Here is a 22,475-nt window from a genome sequence, read left to right as displayed (position 1 = left end):
CACCATGCCCGTGGTTCGTTTGCGGGGACATAAGCCCCGCCTGAAAAGCCTGCCGCTGACGTTCAGCCCTGCTCCGCCGACAGATCGGCATTGATCATCTCGGCCATCACCTGCGCCCAGGGCGCTGCGACAATGCCGTAGTGATCGGTGTCCAGTGCTTGCCAGCTCAGCAGGTGCGGCAACAGCCCTTGCCAGGCCCGCTGCAGATCGGCCATCCGCCAGGCGCTGCCCATGCCATAAGGATTGGGCTGCGTGGCAATGAATAGCCGCACGGGAGTGCGCGACAACGCCACGGGCCGGTGGCCCGCCATGCTCGCCATGTTGTTCTGGCAGCAGACAATCAGGCTTTGCAGGTAACGCGATGTGTCTTCGCTGGTCGTGCCGGTGGCTGTGTTGAGGCCGCGCCGTGCAGAAAACTCGCGCTGGAAGACCTGCTGAATCTGCGCTTCACCGATCTGCGCCAGCTCGTTACCCGCATCCGGCGCGGGGGGATCGATCAGGTACAACAACGGCTGCTCGCAATCCTCCGTCAGCAGGCTGCACATCGCCTGCGTCACCCATGCGCCGAACGACCAGCCAGCCAGACGCCATGCCGTGCCGTCGGGGTGATGGGCCTGCAACGCCTTGAGATACAGCTGCGCGCGCTCATCCACGCTGATGTTCGGCAGTTCGGGCAGGCGCAAGGCCGGATCGGCGATCACCCACACGCCCAGATCAGGGTGCAGCGCCGAGGCCAGCTCGCGATACGCCTGCACGTCGCCACCCACCGGGTGAATCAGATACAGGCGCTCGCGGCCCGCGCCCGCATGCCACTGATCGATCCTCACTGCATCAGCCCACTGGTTTTCGTCCGCAGCCGGTTCGGGCACTGACGTCCGCACCAGCGCCAGCACCTCGGCCAGGCTGACCTTGTGGCTGAACTGCGACAACTGGAAGACCACGCCAGTCGCGGCCTGCAGTTCGTCGATCAGGTCCAGCAGGGTCAGAGAATCGGCGCCCAGCTCATAGAGCGAAGCATCCGGCTGCAGCACACTCACGCCGAGCCATTTGCACAGGCAGTCATGCAGATGCTCGGGCAGACGGTCCGGCGCTGCAGTGTCTGCCGCCAGCACTGGCGCAGTGTCGGCCAGCGTCGAACCTGCGCTGTGGCGAACCGGGTAAAACTGTCGCGCCGTGTCCGGATCGGTGGTCGAGATCAGCAGTTGCGGCAGTTGAGCCGTCATGGCTGCATCGAATACCCAGCAACCCTCCTGTGCCGACATGCCGACCGCCAGGTGTCGCTGATGCGCGTCATCCCCGACACCACTGGCAGCGGCCATGCCGACATCGCGCCAGATGTCCCAGTTGATGCCCAGACGCACACAGCCATTTTCGGCGTGTGCACGGTAGTGGGTGAAACCGTCAAGCACGGCACTCGCGGCGGCATAGTCCAGGTGCCCGGCGCCGCCGAACAGTGCCGACATCGAAGAGCAGTACAGCACAAACCCAGGCGTCATCTGCTTGATCAACGCTTCGACCGCCAGCATGCCGCGGGTCTTGCTGGCCATCGCCCCAGACAGCACCTGGGCATCGCGCTGACGGATCAGACTGCCTGCTCCGGTGCCAGCCGCGTGAATCACGCCGTCAAAGTGCCCATAACGCTCACGCAAGTGTTCCAGCACCGTGGGCCAGCGCGCCAGGTCGGCGATATCCGCAGCGATGCTGTCGATGCGCGAAGCATAGGCGTCCAGTTCTTTCGGGCACCCGCCACCTCGCGACAGCAGCACTACCCGGCGCTGGCCGGATCGCAGCAGGTGTTCACACAAGGTACGACCGATGCCGCCTGTGCCGCCCAGCACCAGGAACGTGCCGTTCGCCGGCAGCAGATTCGAAGCCGCCGTCGGAGCCGCCAGCGGACTGGCCAGCAGCTGTGGCTGCCACAGATAACCATCACGAATGGCCATGCGTCGCGGCAGCGACGCCGGTTCGGCAAGCAGCGCCGCGAGGTGCGGAGCTTGGGTGCTCAACTGCGCCGTGGGCAGGTCCAGCCAGTGACAGCGTATTGGGTACTCCTGCGGCGCCACTTCGGTGATACCGGCCAGCGCCGCCAGTTCCGGACGCATGACCTGGCCGTTCACCGGGCACGCTTGCCAGGACAGCAGCCAGAGCCGCAGGGCGGTCTTCTGTGCGTTCTGCCCCCAGGCCTGCAACAACGCGCTGAGCGTATCCAGACAGGCCCATTGCGCGGCCGCCAGGCTTTGCTCGTCAACCGCCCCGCCCACCGACAGCGGCAAGGCATGCAGCCAGTCCAGTTCGGTCGCCGTCTGCCCACTCTGATCGAGCGCAGTGATCAGTCGACCCAACGCCACAGGGTCCAGCGGGTCGAGCTCATAACGATTCAGGCCAAGCTGCTGGTAGCCATTGCCGGCCTGCACCTCAATGACGTGCCGATAGACGCTCTGCAGGCTGCCAAGCGTGGTGGCATCCAGACGCTCATGGCTGCACACCACCAGCACTTCACGACCCTCGCCAGTCGGGTTTGTACGCAGACGGTTTACCCGCTGCCACTGACGCTGATAGAACCAGTCCGCCAGCGGCTGACGCTCGACGACTGACGATTTCTGCAGTTCGGTGCGAGCGGCCGCTTTGAAGCGAAAGGTCTGCAGATCGAATGCCGACGGTGGCAAGTCCCAGGGTGGCGGCGCCGAACCGGTCGACCCTTCGATACTGGCCCCCGCATACCAGGCGTCCAGCAGAGCCTGCGGCGAATGCTCGCTGGCGTTTACTCGCACGTCAGAAAGCTTCACCTCCTGGATCAACGAGGCTTGCAGGCGCGGCGTCTGACCGGGCGGGCAGATCATCGCGAAGCGCCAGGGCAACGCGCGTCGACCGTTTTGCAGGTAACGCAGCAACGCGGCCTGCTGCTCGGGAAAGGCGTTGAGCCAGGCTTCAATCGCCAGCATGTCCCGCTCCAGGGCAGTACGGCTGTGCGCTGACAGCAGCAGGCACGCCGGGCAATCCTCGACGCGGTCTGTCTGCTGCGGCGCGGCGCCGACAATCACATGCGCGTTGGTGCCGCCGATGCCGAAACTGCTGACCCCGGCCAGACGCCGACGCCCCTCGGGCCAGGGCCGTGAGGTGCTGGGTATGTAGAATGGCGAGCGCTGCAGATCGACTTGAGGATTGATTCGGGCAAAGCCGAGGTTGGGCGGGATCACTCCGTGGAACACGGCAAGCGTCGCGCGAATCAACCCGACCACGCCGGCAGCCGCGCCCAGATGACCCACCTGGCTTTTCACTGAAGCCAGTGCGCAACTGGCGGCCGGCGCCGCGCCGAACGCCTTGGTCAAGGCAGCCACTTCAATCGGGTCGCCCAACAGTGTGCCGGTACCGTGGGCCTCGATGTAGCCCATGTCGGCGCCACTGACCCCGGCCTTGCGCAACGCCTCGCTGATCACAGCACTCTGCCCCGCCACCGACGGCGCGGTGTAACTCATCTTGGCGCGGCCATCGTTGTTCAGCGCAGAGGCTTCGACCAGTGCGTAGATCCGGTCGCCGTCGGCCTGGGCACGGTCCAGCGGTTTAAGTACTACCACACCATAACCGCTGGCACCGATGGTGCCGCTGGCGTCGTCACTGAACGGGCGACACAGCCCGTCGCGGGAAAAAATGTGCTGTGGACGATAGCGGTAGCCATCGGTCAGAGTCGGGTCGATCAACACCCCGGCGGCCAACATCACGTCACTGTCGCCCTGACGCAGCATCGCCGCCGCCAGGTGCACGGCAATCAGCGAGCTGCCGCATGCCGCCTGGACGCTGAGTGCCGGGCCGCCGAGGTCGAGGTGGTAAGCCGCCTTGGTGGCCAGAAAGTCCTTGTCGTGGTGCAGCGCCATCTGAAAGCCGTCCGGCAGATCACCCTCAGCGGTTTCTCGCAGCATTTGCTGGAAATACGTGGTTTCGCCGCAACTGGCGATCAGGCCGATGCGCGGACCGTCGGCTTTGGGCGTGAGCCCGGCATGTTGCAATGCCTGCACACAGCCCATCAGCAGGTGCCGCTGTTGCGGGTCCATCAACCGTGCTTCCTGCAGGCTGATGCCGAAATACTCGGGATCGAAATCCAGCAGGCCGGTCAGTTGACTGCGCGCTCCGAGCAGCCCTTCGGCGGCGTCGAACTGCTCGATGCCCAACCGGTTTCCTTGGACCATCGCCCAGAACTCGGCGAGGTTGCTCGCCCCGGCCACATTCACCGACATGCCGATGATCGCCATGGGTTGTTCGCCAGCCTTGGCACCTCGCTCATTGCCCTCAGCAGCCGCGGGCATTTGCCCTGCTGGTAAGGACAAATGCTGCGCCAGGCGACGCACGCTGACATGCTCGAACAACGCTGCCATTGCCACCGGCTGCGGCAGTGCTTCGTTGTAACGGGCGTGCAGGCGCATCAGGCCAAGGCTGGTGGCGCCGGCTTCGAAGAAGGTCTGATCAGGCTCGATGTCGCGACCGATGACCGCCACGAACAACTCGCTCAATTGCTGTTCAAGTGCGCTCAACGGCGCCGCAGGCAGCCCGGTGCGCTGCCGTTGCAACACCTCGCCCAGATCTCCCAGCGCCCTGCGATCAACCTTGCCGCTCGGCGTGCGCGGCCAGGTGACAACCCGCCGGTACTCGTCAATACGCACATGCGCTGGCAGGTGCAGGCTGATCTGTCGGTCAAACTGCTGTGCATCGGGCAGCGTACCCTCGCTGTGCAACCAGGCCACCAGCCGGGGCGGCTCACCCTGCGTGGCCACCACCGCGTTGCTCACCTGAGCGACCTGCATCAGCGCGGCCTCGATCTGCCCCAGTTCAAGACGCTGGCCACTGATCTTGATCTGCTGATCGTCCCGACCCAGGTAGTGCAGGCAGGCGTTTTCATCAGCCCGCGCAAGATCCCCGGAGCGATAGAACAGGGTCATGCCCTCAGCTTGCGGCAACTCGACAAAGCGCGCGGCATTCAGCACCGGGTCAGCGAGGTAGCAGCGCGAAATCATCGGCCCTGCCACCAGCAGATAGCCCTGACTGCCACGCGGCACCGGCCGGTCGTGTTCATCCACCAGCAGCAGACGTGCATTGCTCACTGCACGCCCGATCGGCGCGCGCAGCGGCCAGTCCTGAACCGCCGCAGGCAAGCGCCAGGCGCTGACCACGTGGGTTTCGGTCGGGCCGTAATGATTGAACAGCCGTGCCTGGGGTATGCCGCCGAACCAGTTGCGCAATGCCTCGGTGCACAGCAGTTGCTCGCCCGCCGTGATCACTTCGCGCAACGCCTGCGGATACACGCCCTGGCTGACAGCGGTCTGCGCCAGATGCTGCAAGGCCACGCATGGCAGGAACAACCGCTCGATGCGCGTCTGCACCAGATAGCTCAGCAATGCCTGGGCATCCTGCCGCCAGCGCGGGTTGATCAGGTGGTAACAGCCTCCGCCGCAGAGGGTGCTGAAAATCTCCTGAAACGACACATCGAACGACAGCATGGAGAATTGCAGGGTCACTGACTTCGCTGGCAACTGCCCCTCATTGCGCTGCCAGTGCAACAGATTGCAAAGGGTCCGGTCCGGCACCTGAACCCCTTTCGGGGTGCCCGTCGAACCGGACGTGAACAGCGTGTACAACGGTCGTTGCCCCGCGTGACGGCGACGCTCGAACGGTCGTGCCGCAGCGCTCAGGTCGACCCGATGACAGATCTGTCGGTCTGCGTTCAATTGCTCCAGTGCCGCCTCGGTGGCCGCGCTGTACAGCACACAGCCGGGTTGTGCCTGCTGCATGACCTGACGCTGCACCGCCAGCGGATAGCCAGGATCGAGGGGCACAGCCGTCAGGTTGAGCCTGGCCAGCGCCAGCAAGGCCACGATGTGCTCGACCGACGCCTCGAGGTACAGGACCACTTGCAGCGGCGCACCATTTTCCTCCGGCAACGGACACTGCTCGATCAGGGTGGCCGCCAGCGTATCGGCCAGTGCATCCAGTTCGGCGTAGCTGATGCACTGCTGATCGGCGACCAGTGCCGGAGCATCCGGCGTGCAACTGACCTGATAGGCGAACCAGTCGGCCACGGTGTTGAACGGCGGCTCAGCGCTGCCGCCCTGACTGGCGGGCGGCAGGCTGAAGCGGTAAGGCGTGAGCAGCGCATCGAGGGTGGCCGACGGCTTCTCCAGTAGCAGATCAAGCCCCTGTTGCAACAGCCGATTGACGGCGACCATTTGTGCCGCATCGAAATAACTGCACTGGTACTCCCACCAGCATTCCAGTTGGGACCCGGCATCGACCACCAGCAAGGTCAGGGGGCACTTGGCCTGCACCGTCTCGTTGAATTCCAGCGTGGCCCGCAGGCCGGTATGGGCCAGCCTGGCGTAGTCGGTGTTCTCCAGCACGAACATGAAATCGAACAGCGCACTGCTCGACGACAGCCGCAGGTCTTCCACCAGGTCCGCCAGAGCGACGTCCTGCAAGGCCAGCACCTCACGCACCGTGGCGGTTTGCTGATGCAGCTGCTGGTCGAGCGCCTTGTCGCCGTCGAACGCCGTGGGGATCAGCACAGTGTTGGCGAACATCCCGATTGCGTCTTCGAATTCGCTCAGCGGACGGTTGGATACCGGGCTGGCGATGCGTGGCCGTTCACAACCGGTCAGGGCGTAAATGCTCCAGGCATAAACGCTGAACAGCACCTCATAACGAGTGACGCGCTGGCGGCTGCAAAACCGATCCAGTGCAGCACTGCGCGTGGCTCCCAGCGGCTGACGATAGAGCCGTGCCTGCGGGTCTGGCTCACGAACCGGCAGCAGCGCGGGCGAAGGCGCCGGGTGCTGACGGTGCAACCCGGCCAGGGCGCGGCGCTGATCGCGGTAACGCGGGTCGACACGCCATTGCCGTTGCCAGAGTGCGAACTCCAGCGTGCCCAGACCGGGCGAGGTTTCGGCACTCGGCCGCCCCTGCAGCGCATCGTCGTACAGTTGCACCAGATCATCGAACAACAGGTTCATCGACCAGCCGTCGATGGCCACGTGGTGCAGGTTCAGCAGCAAGCGACAGCTGCCATCGGCAAACGGCAGCAGCCAGGCCTTACACAGCGCCGATGTTGCCAGATCGAAAGGTGTACCGAACACCAGGGCTGCAAAGCTGCGCCAGGTCTGTTCACTGAACGCTCCTGTGGCAAAGCTCTGGCACACCGCGTCCCGTTGGTGAACCTGCTGATGCAGCCCTTCAGCAGCGGACACGAACGCCGTGCGCAGCCCGCTGTGCCGGGTCAGCAGGCGCTGCACGGCGTCGGCCAATGCGTTCAGCTCCACGCCTGCCGCCAGGTGCAGGATGATTGGCACGTTGTAGGCCGTCGCCTGCGGCGCGCGCTGCTGCATCAACCACAGGCGACTTTGCTCGGCAGTGGCCGGCGCACGCCCTGAACGGTTGACGGGCGGCGCGGGCGGATAGGCAGATTCCGCACCCTGATCATCGCCAAGGCGCTCGGCCAGTGCCGAAAACGATTCGCTCAGCAGCGCACCCAGGGTGATTTCCCGGCGCCAGTGTGTGCGGATTGCAGAGCGCAAACGCATGGCCTTGAGCGAGTCGCCGCCGCTGCCCAGCCAGTCATCCTCGCCGTTCAGCTCAGGTTGCGCCAGCAACCTGCGGGCCCGGGTCAGCAGCCAGTCCAGCGTGGGCGAGTGTTGCTCGTCAGGACGTGAACCGGCCTGTGGTCGCCACGGCTTCAAGGGCTGCTCCAGCAGCGCACGCTGATCGATCTTGCCATTGCGGGTCAACGGCAGGCGCTGCAGCACAAACAGTTGATGCGGGCGCATCCATACCGCCAGGTTTTCGCGCAGGTGCTGATCGAAATCGCGATAGTCCAGCGCTTCGCGCGGCACGATGAAGGCCAGCAACTGGTGGTCTTCAGCTGCCTGCCTGCGCGTACAGACATGCACCTGCGCCACCTTCGGGTGCTCCAGAATACGCTGCTCGACCTCGCCCGGCTCGATGCGAAAACCGCGGACCTTCACCTGACGGTCAATCCGCCCCAGGTACTCGATCAGCCCGTCGCCATTGACCCGCACCTGATCGCCGGTTCGGTAATGCAGCACGTCACCGGCCTCGATTGTCGGCAGGCGCAGGAAATGCTGCGCGGTCTCTGCGGGACGGTTGCGGTAACCGCGTGCGATCCCGCTGCCGCTCAGGTAAAGCTCACCCGCCTCGCCTTGAGCAACCGGGCGCTGTTGCGGGTCGAGCACTTGCACGCCGGTGTCGGGCAATGGCCGACCGATCGGCACCGCATCACCGGAAAAGTCGCGGGGGATCGGATAGCACACGGCGAAGGTGGTGCATTCAGTGGGTCCGTAGGCGTTGAAAATCCGGCAGCGGCTGTCGGGATTGGCCTGATACCAGGCACGCACCGCCGCGGCGCTGACCTGCTCACCGCCGATCAGCACCTGGCGCAGGCTGGCGAAACAGGTGGGGTTATCTGCGCTCAAGGTGTTGAACAGCGAAACGGTCATGAACAGGCTGTCGACCCGCTGCGTTTCCAGCACGCTGGCCAGCTGTTGCGCGTCCTGCAGGTCTGCGTCGGCAATGATGACGCAGCAACCGCCGTTGAGCAGCGGTGCCCACAGTTCGAAATTACAGGCATCGAACGCCGGGTTGGACAGGCAGGCCACGCGCTCGCCTGCGCGAATGTCGAGGCAGCCGTCGGTCCGGGCCAGACGCAACAGGCCGCGCTCGCCCACCTCCACAGCCTTCGGGGTGCCGGTGGTGCCTGAGGTGTAGAACAGGAAACTCGACGCAGCGAAATCCTCGGGCAGCGGCAGTGCCGGTTGATCGGGGAATTCCAGCAGGGTTTCGACGCTGACGTACCAGCCACGTTGTGGCGCTGCCAAGGTGTCCGCGTCTTCGCCGAGGGTCACCAGCCCGACGCAACCCCCGTCGTCGAGCATCAGCTGTCGACGCCGGGCCGGGCTGGCCCGATCCAGCGGCACCACCACAGCCCCGACTTTCAGCACGGCGATTATCGTGGCGACCCATTGCCAGCCGCGCGGTATGCACAGGGCAATCGGCTCCGCAGGGCCTGCGCCTTGTGCCAGCAGCCCTTTGGCGATGCGTTCACTGGCGCTGGCCAATTGCGCGTAGGTCAGCCGTACCTGCCGGTCGATTACGGCGAGCGCCTGAGGATTACGGCGTACCTGCTCGGCAAAACGCGACAGCAGGGTCATGGAGTTGCGGGCGATATTCTCCTCGTGCCGACTCATCATCGCGCCTCCTGCGTGTCGAAACGTTGCAACTCTTGCCTGAGCGTCTGCGAGACACGATGCACCTCGGCACTTTCCAGCATGTCCCAGTGCCCGCCGTGCACCAGCCGGGCCTTGTAACCGTCACCCGCGCGGCGACGCCAGAAGCTGCGCAGCTCATGCAACTGCGTGCGGCTGAAGCCTTCACGGGCCTGAATCAACACGATGCGTCCGGCGTGTGGCGCACACTCGTAAGCGGCCATAGCCAGACGGTTGTGGTTGTAAAGATGGAAATACCGCTCGACCTGCGCGTCTTCGATGCCGGGGTACATGCCGTTGAAGCGCACCAGTTTGTCGCGGAACTCAGCCATGTCCACCGTCCCGATCTGTTGCCGGAACCCCGGGTCATCCGAACCCTGGGTATCGAGCAGCACCACCGTCACCTGACGATGGCCGGCAGCCGTCAGAAGCCGGGCCATTTCGTACGCCACCAGACCACCGAACGACAGCCCGGTGAGCACCAGCGGTTGTGAGGTCAACGCTGCGATCCGCCGCAGATAGGCGTCGGCCATTGCTTCAACGCTCGGCTCGGTGCTTTCTCCAGGGTTCAACCCCGGCGATTGCACACCGTATACACCGATGCTTTCCGGCAGCTCCTTGGCCAGCGACAGGTAGCAGAACGCCGTGCCGCCCGCCGGGTGAATGCACACCACGTTGCGTTGCCCGGCACCGCGCCGGAATTCGATCAGGTTGTCCTGCGCCGCGGCCAGGCTGGCGCCGGTACGCAGCCAGCCGCCCAGCGCCTCGATGGTCGGGTGGCCGAGGATCACACGCACAGGCACCTCGACGCTGAACGCCCGGCCAATTTCGTAGGCCATCTTGATCGCCGCAATCGATGTCCCGCCGACGTTGAAGAAGTTGTCGCGAATGCCGATCTGCGGCACCAGCAGCAGGTCTTTCCAGATCTGATACAGGGTCAGCTCGATATGGTCTCTGGGGCTGCCGAGGTTGACCTGCCGGTCGGCCAGATCCTGATCGGCCAGTGCCGCCAGGGCGGCACGGTCGATCTTGCCGTTGACCGTCAGCGGCAAGGCGTCCAGCCACAGATAAGCGCTGGGCATGACGGCGCTGGACAGGGTCGTTGCCAGGTGCGCACGCAGTGCGGATTCGTCCACTGCGCTGTCGGTGACGCAGCACGCCACCAGGCGCTGGTTCTGCGCGCTGTCACCGACGATCAACGCCACACTGGTGCGAATACCGGGGAACAGGTCGAGCCGCGCTTCGATTTCACTCAGTTCCAGGCGAATGCCGCGCAACTTGACCTGAAAGTCGTTGCGACCGATAAACTCCAACTGACCGTCCGGACGATAACGCGCCAGATCGCCGCTGCGGTACAACCGGTCACCGGCAACGAACGGGTTATCGATAAACCGTTCGGCAGTGAGCTCGTCCAGCCCCAGATAACCCCGTGCAACGCCGACACCACCAATGTGCAACTGACCGGTGACCCCGGCCGGCACCGGCGCATCACGCTCGTCGAGCACGTAAAAACGGGTGTTGGCGATGGGCCGACCAATGGGCAATTGGCGCGGCGGAACGTCGGCACCGGGCTCCAGCGTCCAGACACTGCTGATCACTGTGGTTTCGGTCGGACCATAGACGTTATGCAGGCGGGCATGTGGCAGACGCGCCTGAAACAGCCTGGCCACTGCGGGCGACAGCTCCCCGCCGCCACTGAACACATCCTTCAGGGTGTGACAGGCGCTGACCTCTTCGACCTCCAGAAACAGTTGCAACATGGCCGGCACGAACACCATCGCGGTGACGCTTTGTTCGCGTACCACCTGCGCCAGGTAACCGGGCTCGAAATGCCCGCCGGGACGGGCGATGACCAGCCTGCCCCCGGTGAGCAACGGCCAGAAGATCTCCCAGGCCGAAGCGTCGAAACCGAATGGAATCTTGTGCAGCATGCTCCCGCGTTCGCCGCAGAACTGCTGACACCAGAGCAGCAGGTTGCTCAGCCCGCGATGCGTGACCATCGCCCCCTTGGGCAGCCCCGTGGTGCCGGAGGTGTACAGCACATACGCCAGATGGTCGGCGTTCACCGCGACACGCTGCGGCTGCGGATTGTCCGACGGGCACTCGGCCCAGAGCACGGCATCGGCCTGCACGTCGAGGATCGGCACCTCGAAATCCGCACCTTGCAGGGCCTCGCGCAGGATCTTGCGCGTCGGCCCTTGGGCTAGCAGTACTACCGGGGACGTGTCATCGAGAATATGCCGCAGGCGCCCTGACGGATAATCCGGGTCCAGCGGCACATAGGCGCCCCCGGCCTTGAGCACCGCCAGCAAGGCCACCGGCAGTTCCAGCGAACGTTCGATACACACCGCCACGCGCACATCCGGGCCGACGCCGAGGGTGAGCAAGTGATGCGCCAGGCGGTTGGCCTGACTGTTGAGCTGGCTGTAGCTCAGCGATCGACCTTCGAAAATGACCGCACACTCGGCCTGCCGACGCGTGACCTGAGCCTCGATCAGGCGATGCACGCAGTCGACGGGCTGGGCCAGCGGTGCCGGGCTGTTCCACTCATTCAGAATCTGTTCACGTTCGGCATCGCTGATCAGCGCCAGAGCACCCACAGACTGCTTGGGGTTCAGCGCCACCTGTTCCAGCAGCTGACGATAATGCCCGCTCAGGCGCTCAATGCTGGTCTGGTCGAACAGGTCGGTGTTGTATTCCACCAGCAGGCTCAGCACACCGTCGCGCTCAACCCATTCGAACGCCAGGTCGAACTTGGCCGTGGCGCTCCCGGTGCCGTATGGCGTCATGCTCAGGCCCGGCATCTGTGCGGCATTGCCTGGGGTGTTCTGCAACACCATCATGACCTGAAACAGAGGCGAATACGCGGTATCGCGTTGCGGGTTGACGGCTTCCACCACGCGGTCGAAAGGCACATCCTGATGCGCATGGATATCCAGCAGAGTGGCGCGTACTTCGCGCAACAGCTCGGCAAAGGTCTGCTGCGGATCGAGACGCTGGCGAATCACTTGAGTGTTGACGAAATGGCCGATCAGCGGCTCGATTTCGGGACGGCTGCGGTTGGCGAATGGCGTGCCGATGCACAGGTCCCGCTGACCGCTGTGGCGCCAGAGCAGGACCGACAGCGCGCCGATCAGCACGTTGAACAGCGTGCCTTGGGTCTGTCTGGCCAGCGCATTGAGCGCACGCAAGGTGGTGCCGTCGACCGTCGAGCTGAAGGTCGCCCCGACGTAGCGCTGCACGGTCGGACGCGGCCGGTCGGCGGGCATGTCGAGCAGCGGTGGCGCGTCGGCCAGCGTGCGCTGCCAGAAGTCCAGTTGCCCGGCCAGCGCCTCGTCGCTCAGCCGCTGTTGCTGCCAGCAGGCGTAATCAGCGTACTGCACCGCCAGCGGCGCCAGACTGGACGCCTGACCGCGCAGAAAATCGCCATACACGGTACTCACTTCCTGAAGGATCACGCCCATCGACCAGCCATCGGCGATGATGTGGTGCACGCTGTACAACCAGAGATATTCCTCATCCGCCAAACGCAGCAGCGAGGCACGCAGCAACGGGCCGCCGGCCAGGTCAAACGGTGCTTTGGCCTCCTGCTCCACCGCCATGCTGACCTGCGCTTGGCGCGCCGTCGGCGACAGGTTACGCAGGTCGACACGTGGCATCACCAGCGGCATCGCCGGGTGCACGATCTGCCGTGGCTCGCCGTCCACGCTGGCAAACGTGGTGCGCAATATTTCATGGCGCGTGATCAATTCGTTCAGCGCCCGCTCCAGCGCCGATACATCCAGCACGCCTTTCAGCCGCACCGCAGTGGGCACGTTATAGAACGCATTGCCCGGTTCCATCTGATCGAGAAACCACAGCTGGCGTTGTGAAAACGACAGCGGAACAGCCGTTTGCCCGGCGGCACGCCGAGGAATCGCGGCCGGGTCGGTGCCGCTCAGCAAGGCAATCAGCTCTGCCTTGTGCTGCTTGAGCGCCTGCAACATCTCGTCATTCAGAAAGCCGCGCGGCGCCTTGCAACGCAGTTTCTCGCCGTCCACTTCAAGCACCACGGCGTGGCGACCGAACAACTCCAGCAATTGATAGGCATTCATATCTCTATCTCCTCCATGTCGCTGGCGTCGTCCGTTTGATCCGCGGAAGAGGCGAACGCCTCGACCTGCGCGCGGCGTTGTTCGTCGGCAGTGCGCAGGCCGCCCACCATCGAGTAGATCAACTGATGATTCGGTCCCAGGTCGAACAGGGCCGACAATTGCTGCTCTTCGAGCGAGCCCATGCCACACAGGCCAAGGCCCTGCTCCACCGCCGTCATGGTCAACAATTGCGCCATGCCCCCGGCTTCGATATGACAGAAGTCGCGACTGCGCTCGCCATACAGCGGCCGGATCGCGGCCATGTCGGCGATGAAGAACAGCGAGAACGCGGCGTTTTCATACACCGGGCGGTTGACGAAATAATCGTAGGTGTCAGGGTCGAGCGGCTCGCTGTCGAGCATCAGCAGGCGGTGTTGAACCGGGTCGTAGTAATAGGCGCCGGCAGCGACGCCGTTTACCCGCTGCGGTTTGACGTACAGGTAGCACTGGATCGGGTACAGGCCGCCTGCGGACGGGAACTGGTATTTGACCTCGCCGTGCAATTGCCCCTGCGCCAGGCTGGCCAGTAACCCGGCAAACGCCTCGGTCGGAATGGGTCGGTCAGCGAATTGGCGTACCGAGCGGTAATCGCTGAAGCGCCGCGCGAACGCCGGATCATCCGGACGCGCAAGATTCAGCGCCGCAACCTCTGGGGTGAACGTCCGCCGACCGCGCTGGTCAGCCTTGAAGCGCGCCCGCTGCTGCGGATCCTCGATCACCTGCTCGGACGAACCCGCGCGCTGCCGAACGCTGTCGACCACACTGCCGTTGGCCAGATTCCGGCGGTACATGCCGAGCAGGTTGAGCAAGGTCGGCTGTGCCAGCAATTGCGCAACGTTGGGACGGAACTGCAGTTCGCCGGACAGCGCATTGCTGATCCTGACAATGTCGATCGAGGTGGCGCCCAGGTTGAGCAAATTGGCGTCGGCAGCGATCGAAGCACGCTTGAGCACGCCCTGCACGATCATCACCAGTTGTTGCTCCTGTGGCCCCTCCACTTCCAGCGCGGGGCCGGCATCCTGAATCTGCGCTGGCTGCGGCAGGCGCTTCTTGTCGACCTTGCCATTGGCCGACAGCGGCCACTCCTGCACGAAGGTAAACGAAGTCGGCACCATGTAGGCCGGCAGTTTGTCTGCCAGGTACTGGGCAAAATCAAGGGCCTGCAACGAGGGATCGGCCTTGAGTACATAACCCGCAAGCCGCTTCTCGCCCAGCGCTTCGCCGAGCACCCGCACCACGGCGCTCTGCACGCCGGGATGGCGATTGAGCGCCGCTTCGATCTCGCCCAGCTCGATGCGGTGCCCCTGGACCTTGACCTGGGTGTCTTCCCGCCCGAGAAACTCGATATTGCCGTCGGGCAGCCAGCGCCCCAGATCGCCGGTCCGATACAGACGTTCGCCGGTCAGCGGGTGGGCGAAGAAACTGCCGGCGCTCAGGGCTTCATCACGCCAATAGCCCTTGGCCAGACCAATACCGCCGATATACAACTGACCCGCCACCCAGGTCGGGCGAACCTGCAAGGCGTCATCCAGCACATAGAAGCGCTGGTGATCCAGCGCCTTGCCATAGGGAATACTGCGCCACGCGGGGTCGACCTGCTGCAGCGGATACTGGATCGACCAGATGGACGCTTCGGTCGCCCCGCCAAGGCTGATCAGTTGCAACGCCGGCTGCAGCGCCCAGGCACGCTCTGGCAGCGTCAGGGGAATCCAGTCGCCTGACAGCATCGCCACGCGCAGGCACGACGGCAACGCGCTGCGCTCGCCTTGCACATACTCCAGCAACATGCCGAACAAGGCTGGCACCGAATTCCACAGGCTGACCTGATGCCGCTCGATCAGCTTCAGCCAGTGCGCCGGGTCGAGGGCCTGCTGCGGTTCGAGCAACACCACCGCCGCGCCAGCGGCCAGCGTGCCGAAGAAGTCATAGACCGACAGGTCGAAACTCAGCGACGAAACCGCCAGCACCCGGTCCGCAGCGCCGACGGCAAAGCGCCGGTTGATGTCGAGCAGCGTATTCACCGCACCGCGATGATCGATGACCACGCCCTTGGGCAGACCGGTCGAACCCGAGGTGTAAATCACATAGGCCAGATCGTCCGGGGTGAGATGCACGGCGTGTAATTCGGACTGATCGCAAAGGCCAGCGTCGGCAATGATCGGGTCGCTCACGCTGATCACCTGGACCTGCGCCGGCCACTCGACACGTTGCAGCAGTGCCGGCTGAGTCAGCGCCAGGCTGGCTTCGGCGCGTTGCAGGATGTGCTCCAGACGCTCGGTCGGCAGTGCCGGGTCGAGCGGCAGGTAGGCCCCGCCAGCGTACTGGATCGCCAGCGTCGCGACGACCTGTTCCCAGCCCCGTTCCATGACCACCGCGACCAGTTGATTGGGCACCACGCCGCGACGCTGAAGCAGCGCCGCCAGTTGCCGCGCTTCGGCTCGCAGCTGGCGATAACTCAACTGCCGCTGGGTGCCGATGACCGCCAGCGCATCCGGCGCAGCGAGTGCCTGGCGATCGAACAGTTCGTGCATCAGCGCCGAGTCAAAGGGCCCGGCCTCGGGCACCGGCAAGCGTGCCAGCGGTATCAGGTCCACCGTGCCGGCGCTCCAGGCATCGGCCTGCAGCAGGCGATCCAGCAGCGCGTTGTAGGCGACAAACATCTGTTCGATCAGGCCTTGCGGAAACAACTCGTCGATGCTGTCCCAGTTGAACAGCAGGCGCCCTTCCAGCTCCAGCAACGTGTGGTCAAGCCAGACCTGCGGGGTCTGGGTGATGCTGTGTATGTGCTCGGCATTCAGGGCGTCGGCAAGATTGAATTCGGCCAGCTCCGGCGCGGCTTCCGACAGGGTGCTGTTGAACACGATCGGCATGGCGGTCTGCTGCACGCCACGGGCCTGGGACAATTCACGCAGCACGCGCACCCCGCTGACCACCGAATGGTCGATGTCTTGCCACAGCCGTGCCTGCACGGCACGCGCCTTGTCGATGAAGCTCGCGGCCCCGTCGAGATTGACCTCAAGCAAGACCAGCGAGGTGAAGTCACCGATGATTTCATCAACATCCGGGTGCAGCGGCATGCGGTTGAACAGCGGCAGGCTCAACGTGAAGCGCGGCTGCCGACTCCACAGCGCCAGCACTTCGCTGAACGCGGTCAGCAGCATCACCGACGGCGTCACGGCAAATTGCCTGGCGAGTTCCTTGAGCCGTGACCACTGCAGCGCTGAAAGCTCGCGGTCGCGGCGGGTAAAGTGCGGCTGGCTGATACTTTCCGGCTGGCACACCAGCGGCAGGTCCGGCGCAGGTGCCAGCGTGGCAACCTTCTCGCGCCAGTAGTCCAGCGCCTGTGCGTAGCGGCTGTCATTGCGCAAGCGCTGCTCGGCCAGCACGTAATCGCGAAAGGTCAGACCCGGTTCGGGCAATTGCAACTGCGGGTCGGCATAAAATGCCATCAGTTCGCGCGCCAGAATCTGCGTACTCGCGGCGTCGACGATCAGGGCATCAAGGCTGATGTGCAGATGGCTGATGCCCTCATCGAGCAACGACAGACTGAACTCGAACAACGGCCAGCGACCGGCGTCCAGGACCTGATGGGACTGACGTTCGCGGGTGTCTTGCAGGGCCTGCTGCGCGGCGTCGGCGGACAGGCCGCGCAGATCGTTGCGTGGCATGTGGTAGGTCGGCACGCTGTCGAGAACCTGCTGCGTGCCGTCGCCGAGGAACACCACGCGCAGCATGTCATGCCGCTGGATCATGCGGTTCAGCGCCTGCTCGAAACGTGGCACATCAAGGCCGGGGATGCGCAGCTCTTCATAACCGTGGGCACTGACCCCGCCGAGGCTGACCGACGCTTCGCGGCCAAACCAGTACGCCTGCTGGATGTCGGTCAACGGAAACGGCGCGAAACGTGCGCTGCGATCAGCTTCAATCGGGGCAAAGGGTGTGTCGAGCGAAGGCCCGTCACCCCGCCCGAGCCGCACCTGCTCGGCCAGGTCCATCAGCACCGGCGTCTTGAACAGGCTGCTCAGGGACAGTTGCGCGCCCATGCGCTGGTTGATCATGTAGATCATCCGTGTGGCCAGCAGCGAATGCCCGCCCAGCTCGAAAAAGTTGTCGTGAATACCAACCTGCTGGCACTTGAGCACCTCGGCCCAGATGCACACCATCTGCCGCTCGGTCTCGTCGCGCGGTGCCACATAGGCACTGGCGGCCTGCCGCTCTGGCACCGGCAGCGCCTGACGGTCGAGCTTGCCGTTGCGGGTCAGCGGCAATTGCGCCAGCGCCACCCAGGCCGTCGGCACCATGTGTTCCGGCAGGTGGCGGTGCAGCTCGGCACGCAGCGTTTCGGCGGTTGCAGGCCCCACCACGTAGGCCACCAGACGCTTGTCGCCCGGCACGTCTTCGCGCAGCAGCACCACCGCTTCCTGCACACCGGGTTGCTGGTGCAGAAGGCTGTCGATCTCGCCCAGCTCGACGCGAAAACCGCGCAACTTGACCTGCTGGTCGATGCGCCCCAGGTACTGCACATTGCCGTCGGCCTGGAACCGCGCCAGATCCCCGCTTCGGTACATGCGCGCACCAGGCAGTGGGTTGAACGGGTCAGGCAGGAAGCGTTCAGCGCTCAGGTCCGGACGATTCAGATAACCCCGGGCCAGGCACGCACCGGCGATATACAGCTCGCCTGCCACGCCGACCGGCACCGGGTTCAGGTCGCCGTCCAGCACATACAAACGCGCATTGGCGATGGGCCGGCCAATCGGCGGTGCGTCCGGCCACTGCGTGGCGTCGTCACAGTTCAGGCTGAACTGGCTGACCACGTGGGTTTCGGTCGGGCCGTACTGGTTGTGCAGTTGTGCACCGCCAAGGCCGCAGACAAAGGCACGCAGTTCGTCGTTGACGAGCAACGCCTCGCCAGCGGTGATGATTTCGCAGCCGCCCTTTGGCAAGGGCATCGGCACCGACGCGCCGGTTTCAGTGAAACTGGCCAGTTGCTGAAGCACGGCGAACGGCAGAAACGCCCGTTGTACGCCCTCGGCCACCAGCGTCGGACGCAGCGCAGCGAGGTCCTTGCGGCCGGCTTCGCTCATCAGCACCAGGCTGCCACCCTGGCACAACGTGCTGCAGATCTCCTGAAACGACACGTCGAAATTCAACGATGCGAATTGCAGCACGCGTTGTGACGCAGGCGTTTGCTCCAGTTGCCAGGCGATCAGGTTATCCAGGGCGGCACGACTGTGCGCCACGCCCTTGGGCCGCCCGGTCGAGCCGGAGGTGTAGAGCACGTAAGCCAGGTTGCCGGGGCTGACGGGGACTTGCGGGTTGGCCTCGGAATACCCAGACCAGCGCTGCGCCTCCACGTCGAGGCAGCAGATCGGCAGCGTGTCGGGCAATGGCGGCAGACCGGCACGCAGTGCAGTCTGGGTCAGCAGCAGGCTTGGAGCGGCATCCGCGAACATGAACGCCAGCCGCTCGGCCGGATATGCCGGATCGAACGGCACGTAAGCGGCGCCGGTCTTGAGAATGGCCAGCAGGCCGATGATCATCTGCGGCGAGCGCTCCAGACACAGCCCCACGCGCTGCTCGGGACCCACGCCCTGCTCGATCAGGTAATTCGCCAGGCGGTTGGCAGACAGATTGAGCGCAGCGTAAGTCAGCGCTCGCTCATCGGCCAGCAACGCCACGGCGTCGGGTGTGTGCTGCGCCACGGCTTCGAAGCGCTTGACGCAATCGGGCTGTGCCGAGGTTTCGCGCTCGGTGCGGTTCCAGTCGTGGACGATCCGTCGGTGCTGCTCGGCGTTGAGCAGGTCGAGCGTCGCCAGCGGCTGTTCGCTGTCCTCAACCATCTGCATGAGGAGGCGGCGCAGGTAGTCGCCCATCTGCACCACGGTCTCCGGCTCGAACAGCCCCGACGCGTATTCCAGGCCACCGACGATTTGTCCGTCACGTTCGCTGAGTGCCAGTTGCAGGTCGAATTTGGCCACTGGCTGGACGCTTTGCAGCACGCTGACGTCGAGCCCGGACAACTCCAGATCCGAATCCTGATGCTGCTCCCAGGCGAACAACACCTGGAACACCGGGCTGTAAGCCAGACTGCGCGGCGGGTTGAGCAACTCCACCACTTGATCGAACGGCAAGTCCTGATGTTCCTGAGCGGCAAGCGCTACGTTGCGCGCCTGTTGCAGCCAGTTGGCCACCGTCGGGCTGCCGGAGCGGGTCATGCGCAGGGCCAGGGTATTGACGAAGAACCCGATCAACCCTTCCAGCTCATGCTGGCTGCGGTTCGCCGAGGGCACACCAATGACCACGTCATCCTGCCCTGACAGACGCATCAGCAGCAGCGACCAGGCCGCCAGCAGGTTCATGAACAACGTGGTGCCCTGCTGCGTAGCCAACACTCGGAGCCGTGCTGTCAGCGCGCGGTCAAAGACCAGCGGCACGAAGCCGCCGCGGTAATCCTGGGCCGCCGGACGTTTGTGATCGGTGGGCAACTCCAGCAGTAGCGGCGCACCGCTCAGGGTTTCACGCCAGTAGCACCGCTGCGCGTCCAGCACCTCACCGGACAGCCACTGGCGTTGCCAGGCCGCGTAATCCACATACTGGACAGGCAACGGCGGCAGTGCCAGGGACTGCCCGAGCGCGGCCGGTTGCTGAATAGCCGCTGCGTAGAGCAGCCCCAACTCGCGGGTCAGCACGCCCATCGACCAGCCATCCGAAACAATGTGGTGCTGGGTCAGTAACAACACGTGATCATCATCGGCCAGTTTGACCAGGCGGACGCGTATCAACGGCCCCACCGCCAGGTCGAACGGCTTGCTGCCCTCTGCGTCGATCAACGCCAGCAGACGCGCCTGGGCATCGTGCTCGCCGCGCAGATCGATGACTGGCAACGGAATGATCGCTCCCGCCGCCGCAACGCGCTGCCGCCCCTCGCCCTCGACCGCGAAAAACGTGGTGCGTAGCGCCTCGTGGCGGGCCACCAGTTGATTGAAACTGCGCTCCAGCGCGGCCACTTGCAACGGCCCGCGCAGGCGCAGGTTCAAGGGCATGTGGTAGGCCGCGTTGCCGCCTTCCATCTGCGCCAGAAACCACAGACGCTGCTGAGCAGACGACAACATGTGTGCCCCGCTACGTTCTACAGCCATGATCGGTGGACGAGCGTCGCCCTGCTGAGCAGTGCTCAGTCGTTCGGCGAACTGCTGCAGCACGGGGGCGGTAAACAGGGCTGAGGGTGACACCTCAAGATGCAGCGTCTGTCGAACCTTGGCCAATACGCGCATCACCAGCAGCGAGTGGCCGCCGAGTGCAAAAAAGTGATCCTGGCGACCGACTCGCTCGACGCCCAGCACCTCGGCCCAGATGGCCGCAATATCCATTTCCAGCGCGCCTTGCGCGGCTTCGAAAACATGCCGATCGAACGCGTCATCCCCCGGCTCGGGCAGTGCGATGCGGTCCAGCTTGCCATTGGCGGTCAGCGGCAGCGCGTCCATACGTACGAACGCGGCAGGAATCATGTAGTCCGGCAGGCTGAGCTGCAGATGCTGGCGGAGGCTTTTGGGCGTCAGCGCTGCGCCGGTCTGTTCGCGAAAGTAGGCAATCAGCCTGGGCACGCCCGCGTTGTCCTCGCGCAGCACAACCACGTTGTCACGCACACCGGCAACCTCGGCCAGACACGCCTCGATTTCACCCAGTTCCAGGCGCAGGCCGCGCAGCTTGGCCTGCGAGTCGTTGCGCCCGAGAAACTCCAGATGGCCGTCAGCCCGATAGCGGGCCAGGTCGCCAGTGCGGTACAACCGCTCACCGGCCACGAACGGGCTGTCGATGAAGCGCTCGCGGGTCAGTTCCGGCAAATTCAGGTAGCCGCGCGCTACCCCCGCGCCGCCGATGTACAGTTCGCCGGTCACGCCCTGAGGAACACGCTCGCCAGCGGTATCGAGCAGGTAAATCCGCGTGTTGGCCAACGCCCGCCCAATGGGCAGCACCGCATCGACGTGGCTGTCGGGCTCGAACTCGAAACAGGTGCTGTCGATGCTCGCTTCGGTAACACCGTAGGCTTGGACGATTTGTACAGGCTCGCCACACAGCCCACGCAGTTGGCGCGCGCTGTGCGCTGTCCAGATGTCCGAGCCGCAAACCACCGTGTTCATGAACGACAGGTCGCGCCCTGCCTCCTGCGTCCAGGTCAGCAACAGGTTGAGCACCGCAGGCACGAAGTCCGCGAAATCGATGCGCGCCTCGCTCAACAGGCGATACAGCGCAGGTGGGTCCATCAACGTGTCTCGCGGACAGAGCACGAGCGTGCCGCCAAAACCCAGTGCGCGGATCAGGTCGGCGCTGAACACATCGAAGGAAAACCCGGCCATTTGCAGGTGATTGAGGGGCTTGTGCAGCGCGTACAACGGCTCCCAGGCGGCGCTGACCGCGATCAGCCCACGGTGCTCGACCATGACCCCCTTGGGCGTCCCGGTGGAGCCCGAGGTGTAGATCACGTACGCCAGATGGCGGGACGTCAGACCAACCGCGTGTGGGTCAGGGTTGTGCGTCGGCTGCGCTGCCCACAGCCGGCTATCGGCCAGATCGAGCACCTGCGTTGCGACTCCAACCTTCTCCAGCGCCGCCAACAACGCCGCGCGCGCCGGAGCATGGCTCAGCAGTACGCGTGGCGTGCTGTCTGCCAGCATGTGTGCCAGACGGGCTTTCGGGTACGCGGGGTCCAGCGGCACGTAGGCACCGCCCGCCTTGAGTACCGCGAGCACGCCGACCAGCATGTCCAGCGAGCGCTCCAGGCAAATCCCGACACGCACATCCGGCCCGACACCGAGGCTGCGCAGGTAGTGGGCCAAACGGTTGGCACGGGTATTGAGCGTCGCATAGTCAAGCGTGTCCAGCTCGAAGCGTGCCGCGATGGCGGCAGGCTTGCGCTGCACCTGTGCCTCGAAAAGGCCGTGCACACACTGGTTTTGGTCAAATGGTTGCTCTGTATCAGGATGAGCGAAGCCCGTCCCGCGCGAGGAAGATTGGTCGACCATCAGAAATCACCGTCCGTGAGCAGATTATTTTTTTATGAGCAGACGGGAGCGCAGAGCAG

General features: G+C 64.6%; 3 protein-coding genes. All 3 read right to left on the bottom strand.

Annotated features, from left to right (window positions below):
• Positions 1–62 precede the first annotated feature (62 nt).
• The 3 genes from PI739_RS04075 to PI739_RS04065 are packed head-to-tail and all read right to left on the bottom strand — an operon-like array spanning position 63 to position 22,416.
• A complete protein-coding gene (locus tag PI739_RS04075) occupies positions 63–9,245 on the bottom strand; it encodes a hybrid non-ribosomal peptide synthetase/type I polyketide synthase (protein ID WP_408637155.1) in 9,183 nt (3,060 codons plus the stop codon).
• Entirely contained in the window at positions 9,242–13,354 is a 4,113-nt protein-coding gene (locus tag PI739_RS04070) for a non-ribosomal peptide synthetase (RefSeq protein WP_271351495.1), read from the bottom strand. The genes PI739_RS04075 and PI739_RS04070 overlap by 4 nt, the downstream gene beginning before the upstream one ends.
• Positions 13,351–22,416, bottom strand: a complete 9,066-nt coding sequence (locus tag PI739_RS04065; protein ID WP_271351494.1) for a non-ribosomal peptide synthetase — start codon at positions 22,414–22,416, stop codon at positions 13,351–13,353. The genes PI739_RS04070 and PI739_RS04065 overlap by 4 nt, the downstream gene beginning before the upstream one ends.
• Between the last annotated feature and the right edge of the window lie 59 nt (positions 22,417–22,475).

This window comes from Pseudomonas cerasi (assembly GCF_027983475.1).
GTDB lineage: Bacteria > Pseudomonadota > Gammaproteobacteria > Pseudomonadales > Pseudomonadaceae > Aquipseudomonas > Aquipseudomonas cerasi.
The sequence above is the reverse complement of the archived record's forward strand: the minus strand, read 5'-3'. Positions and strand labels throughout refer to the sequence as shown.

Coding starts and splice junctions, on each gene's coding strand:
- PI739_RS04075 (WP_408637155.1), bottom strand. CDS start 9,245: ATGATGAGTCGGCACGAGGAGAATATCGCCCGCAACTCCATGACCCTG.
- PI739_RS04070 (WP_271351495.1), bottom strand. CDS start 13,354: ATGAATGCCTATCAATTGCTGGAGTTGTTCGGTCGCCACGCCGTGGTG.
- PI739_RS04065 (WP_271351494.1), bottom strand. CDS start 22,416: ATGGTCGACCAATCTTCCTCGCGCGGGACGGGCTTCGCTCATCCTGAT.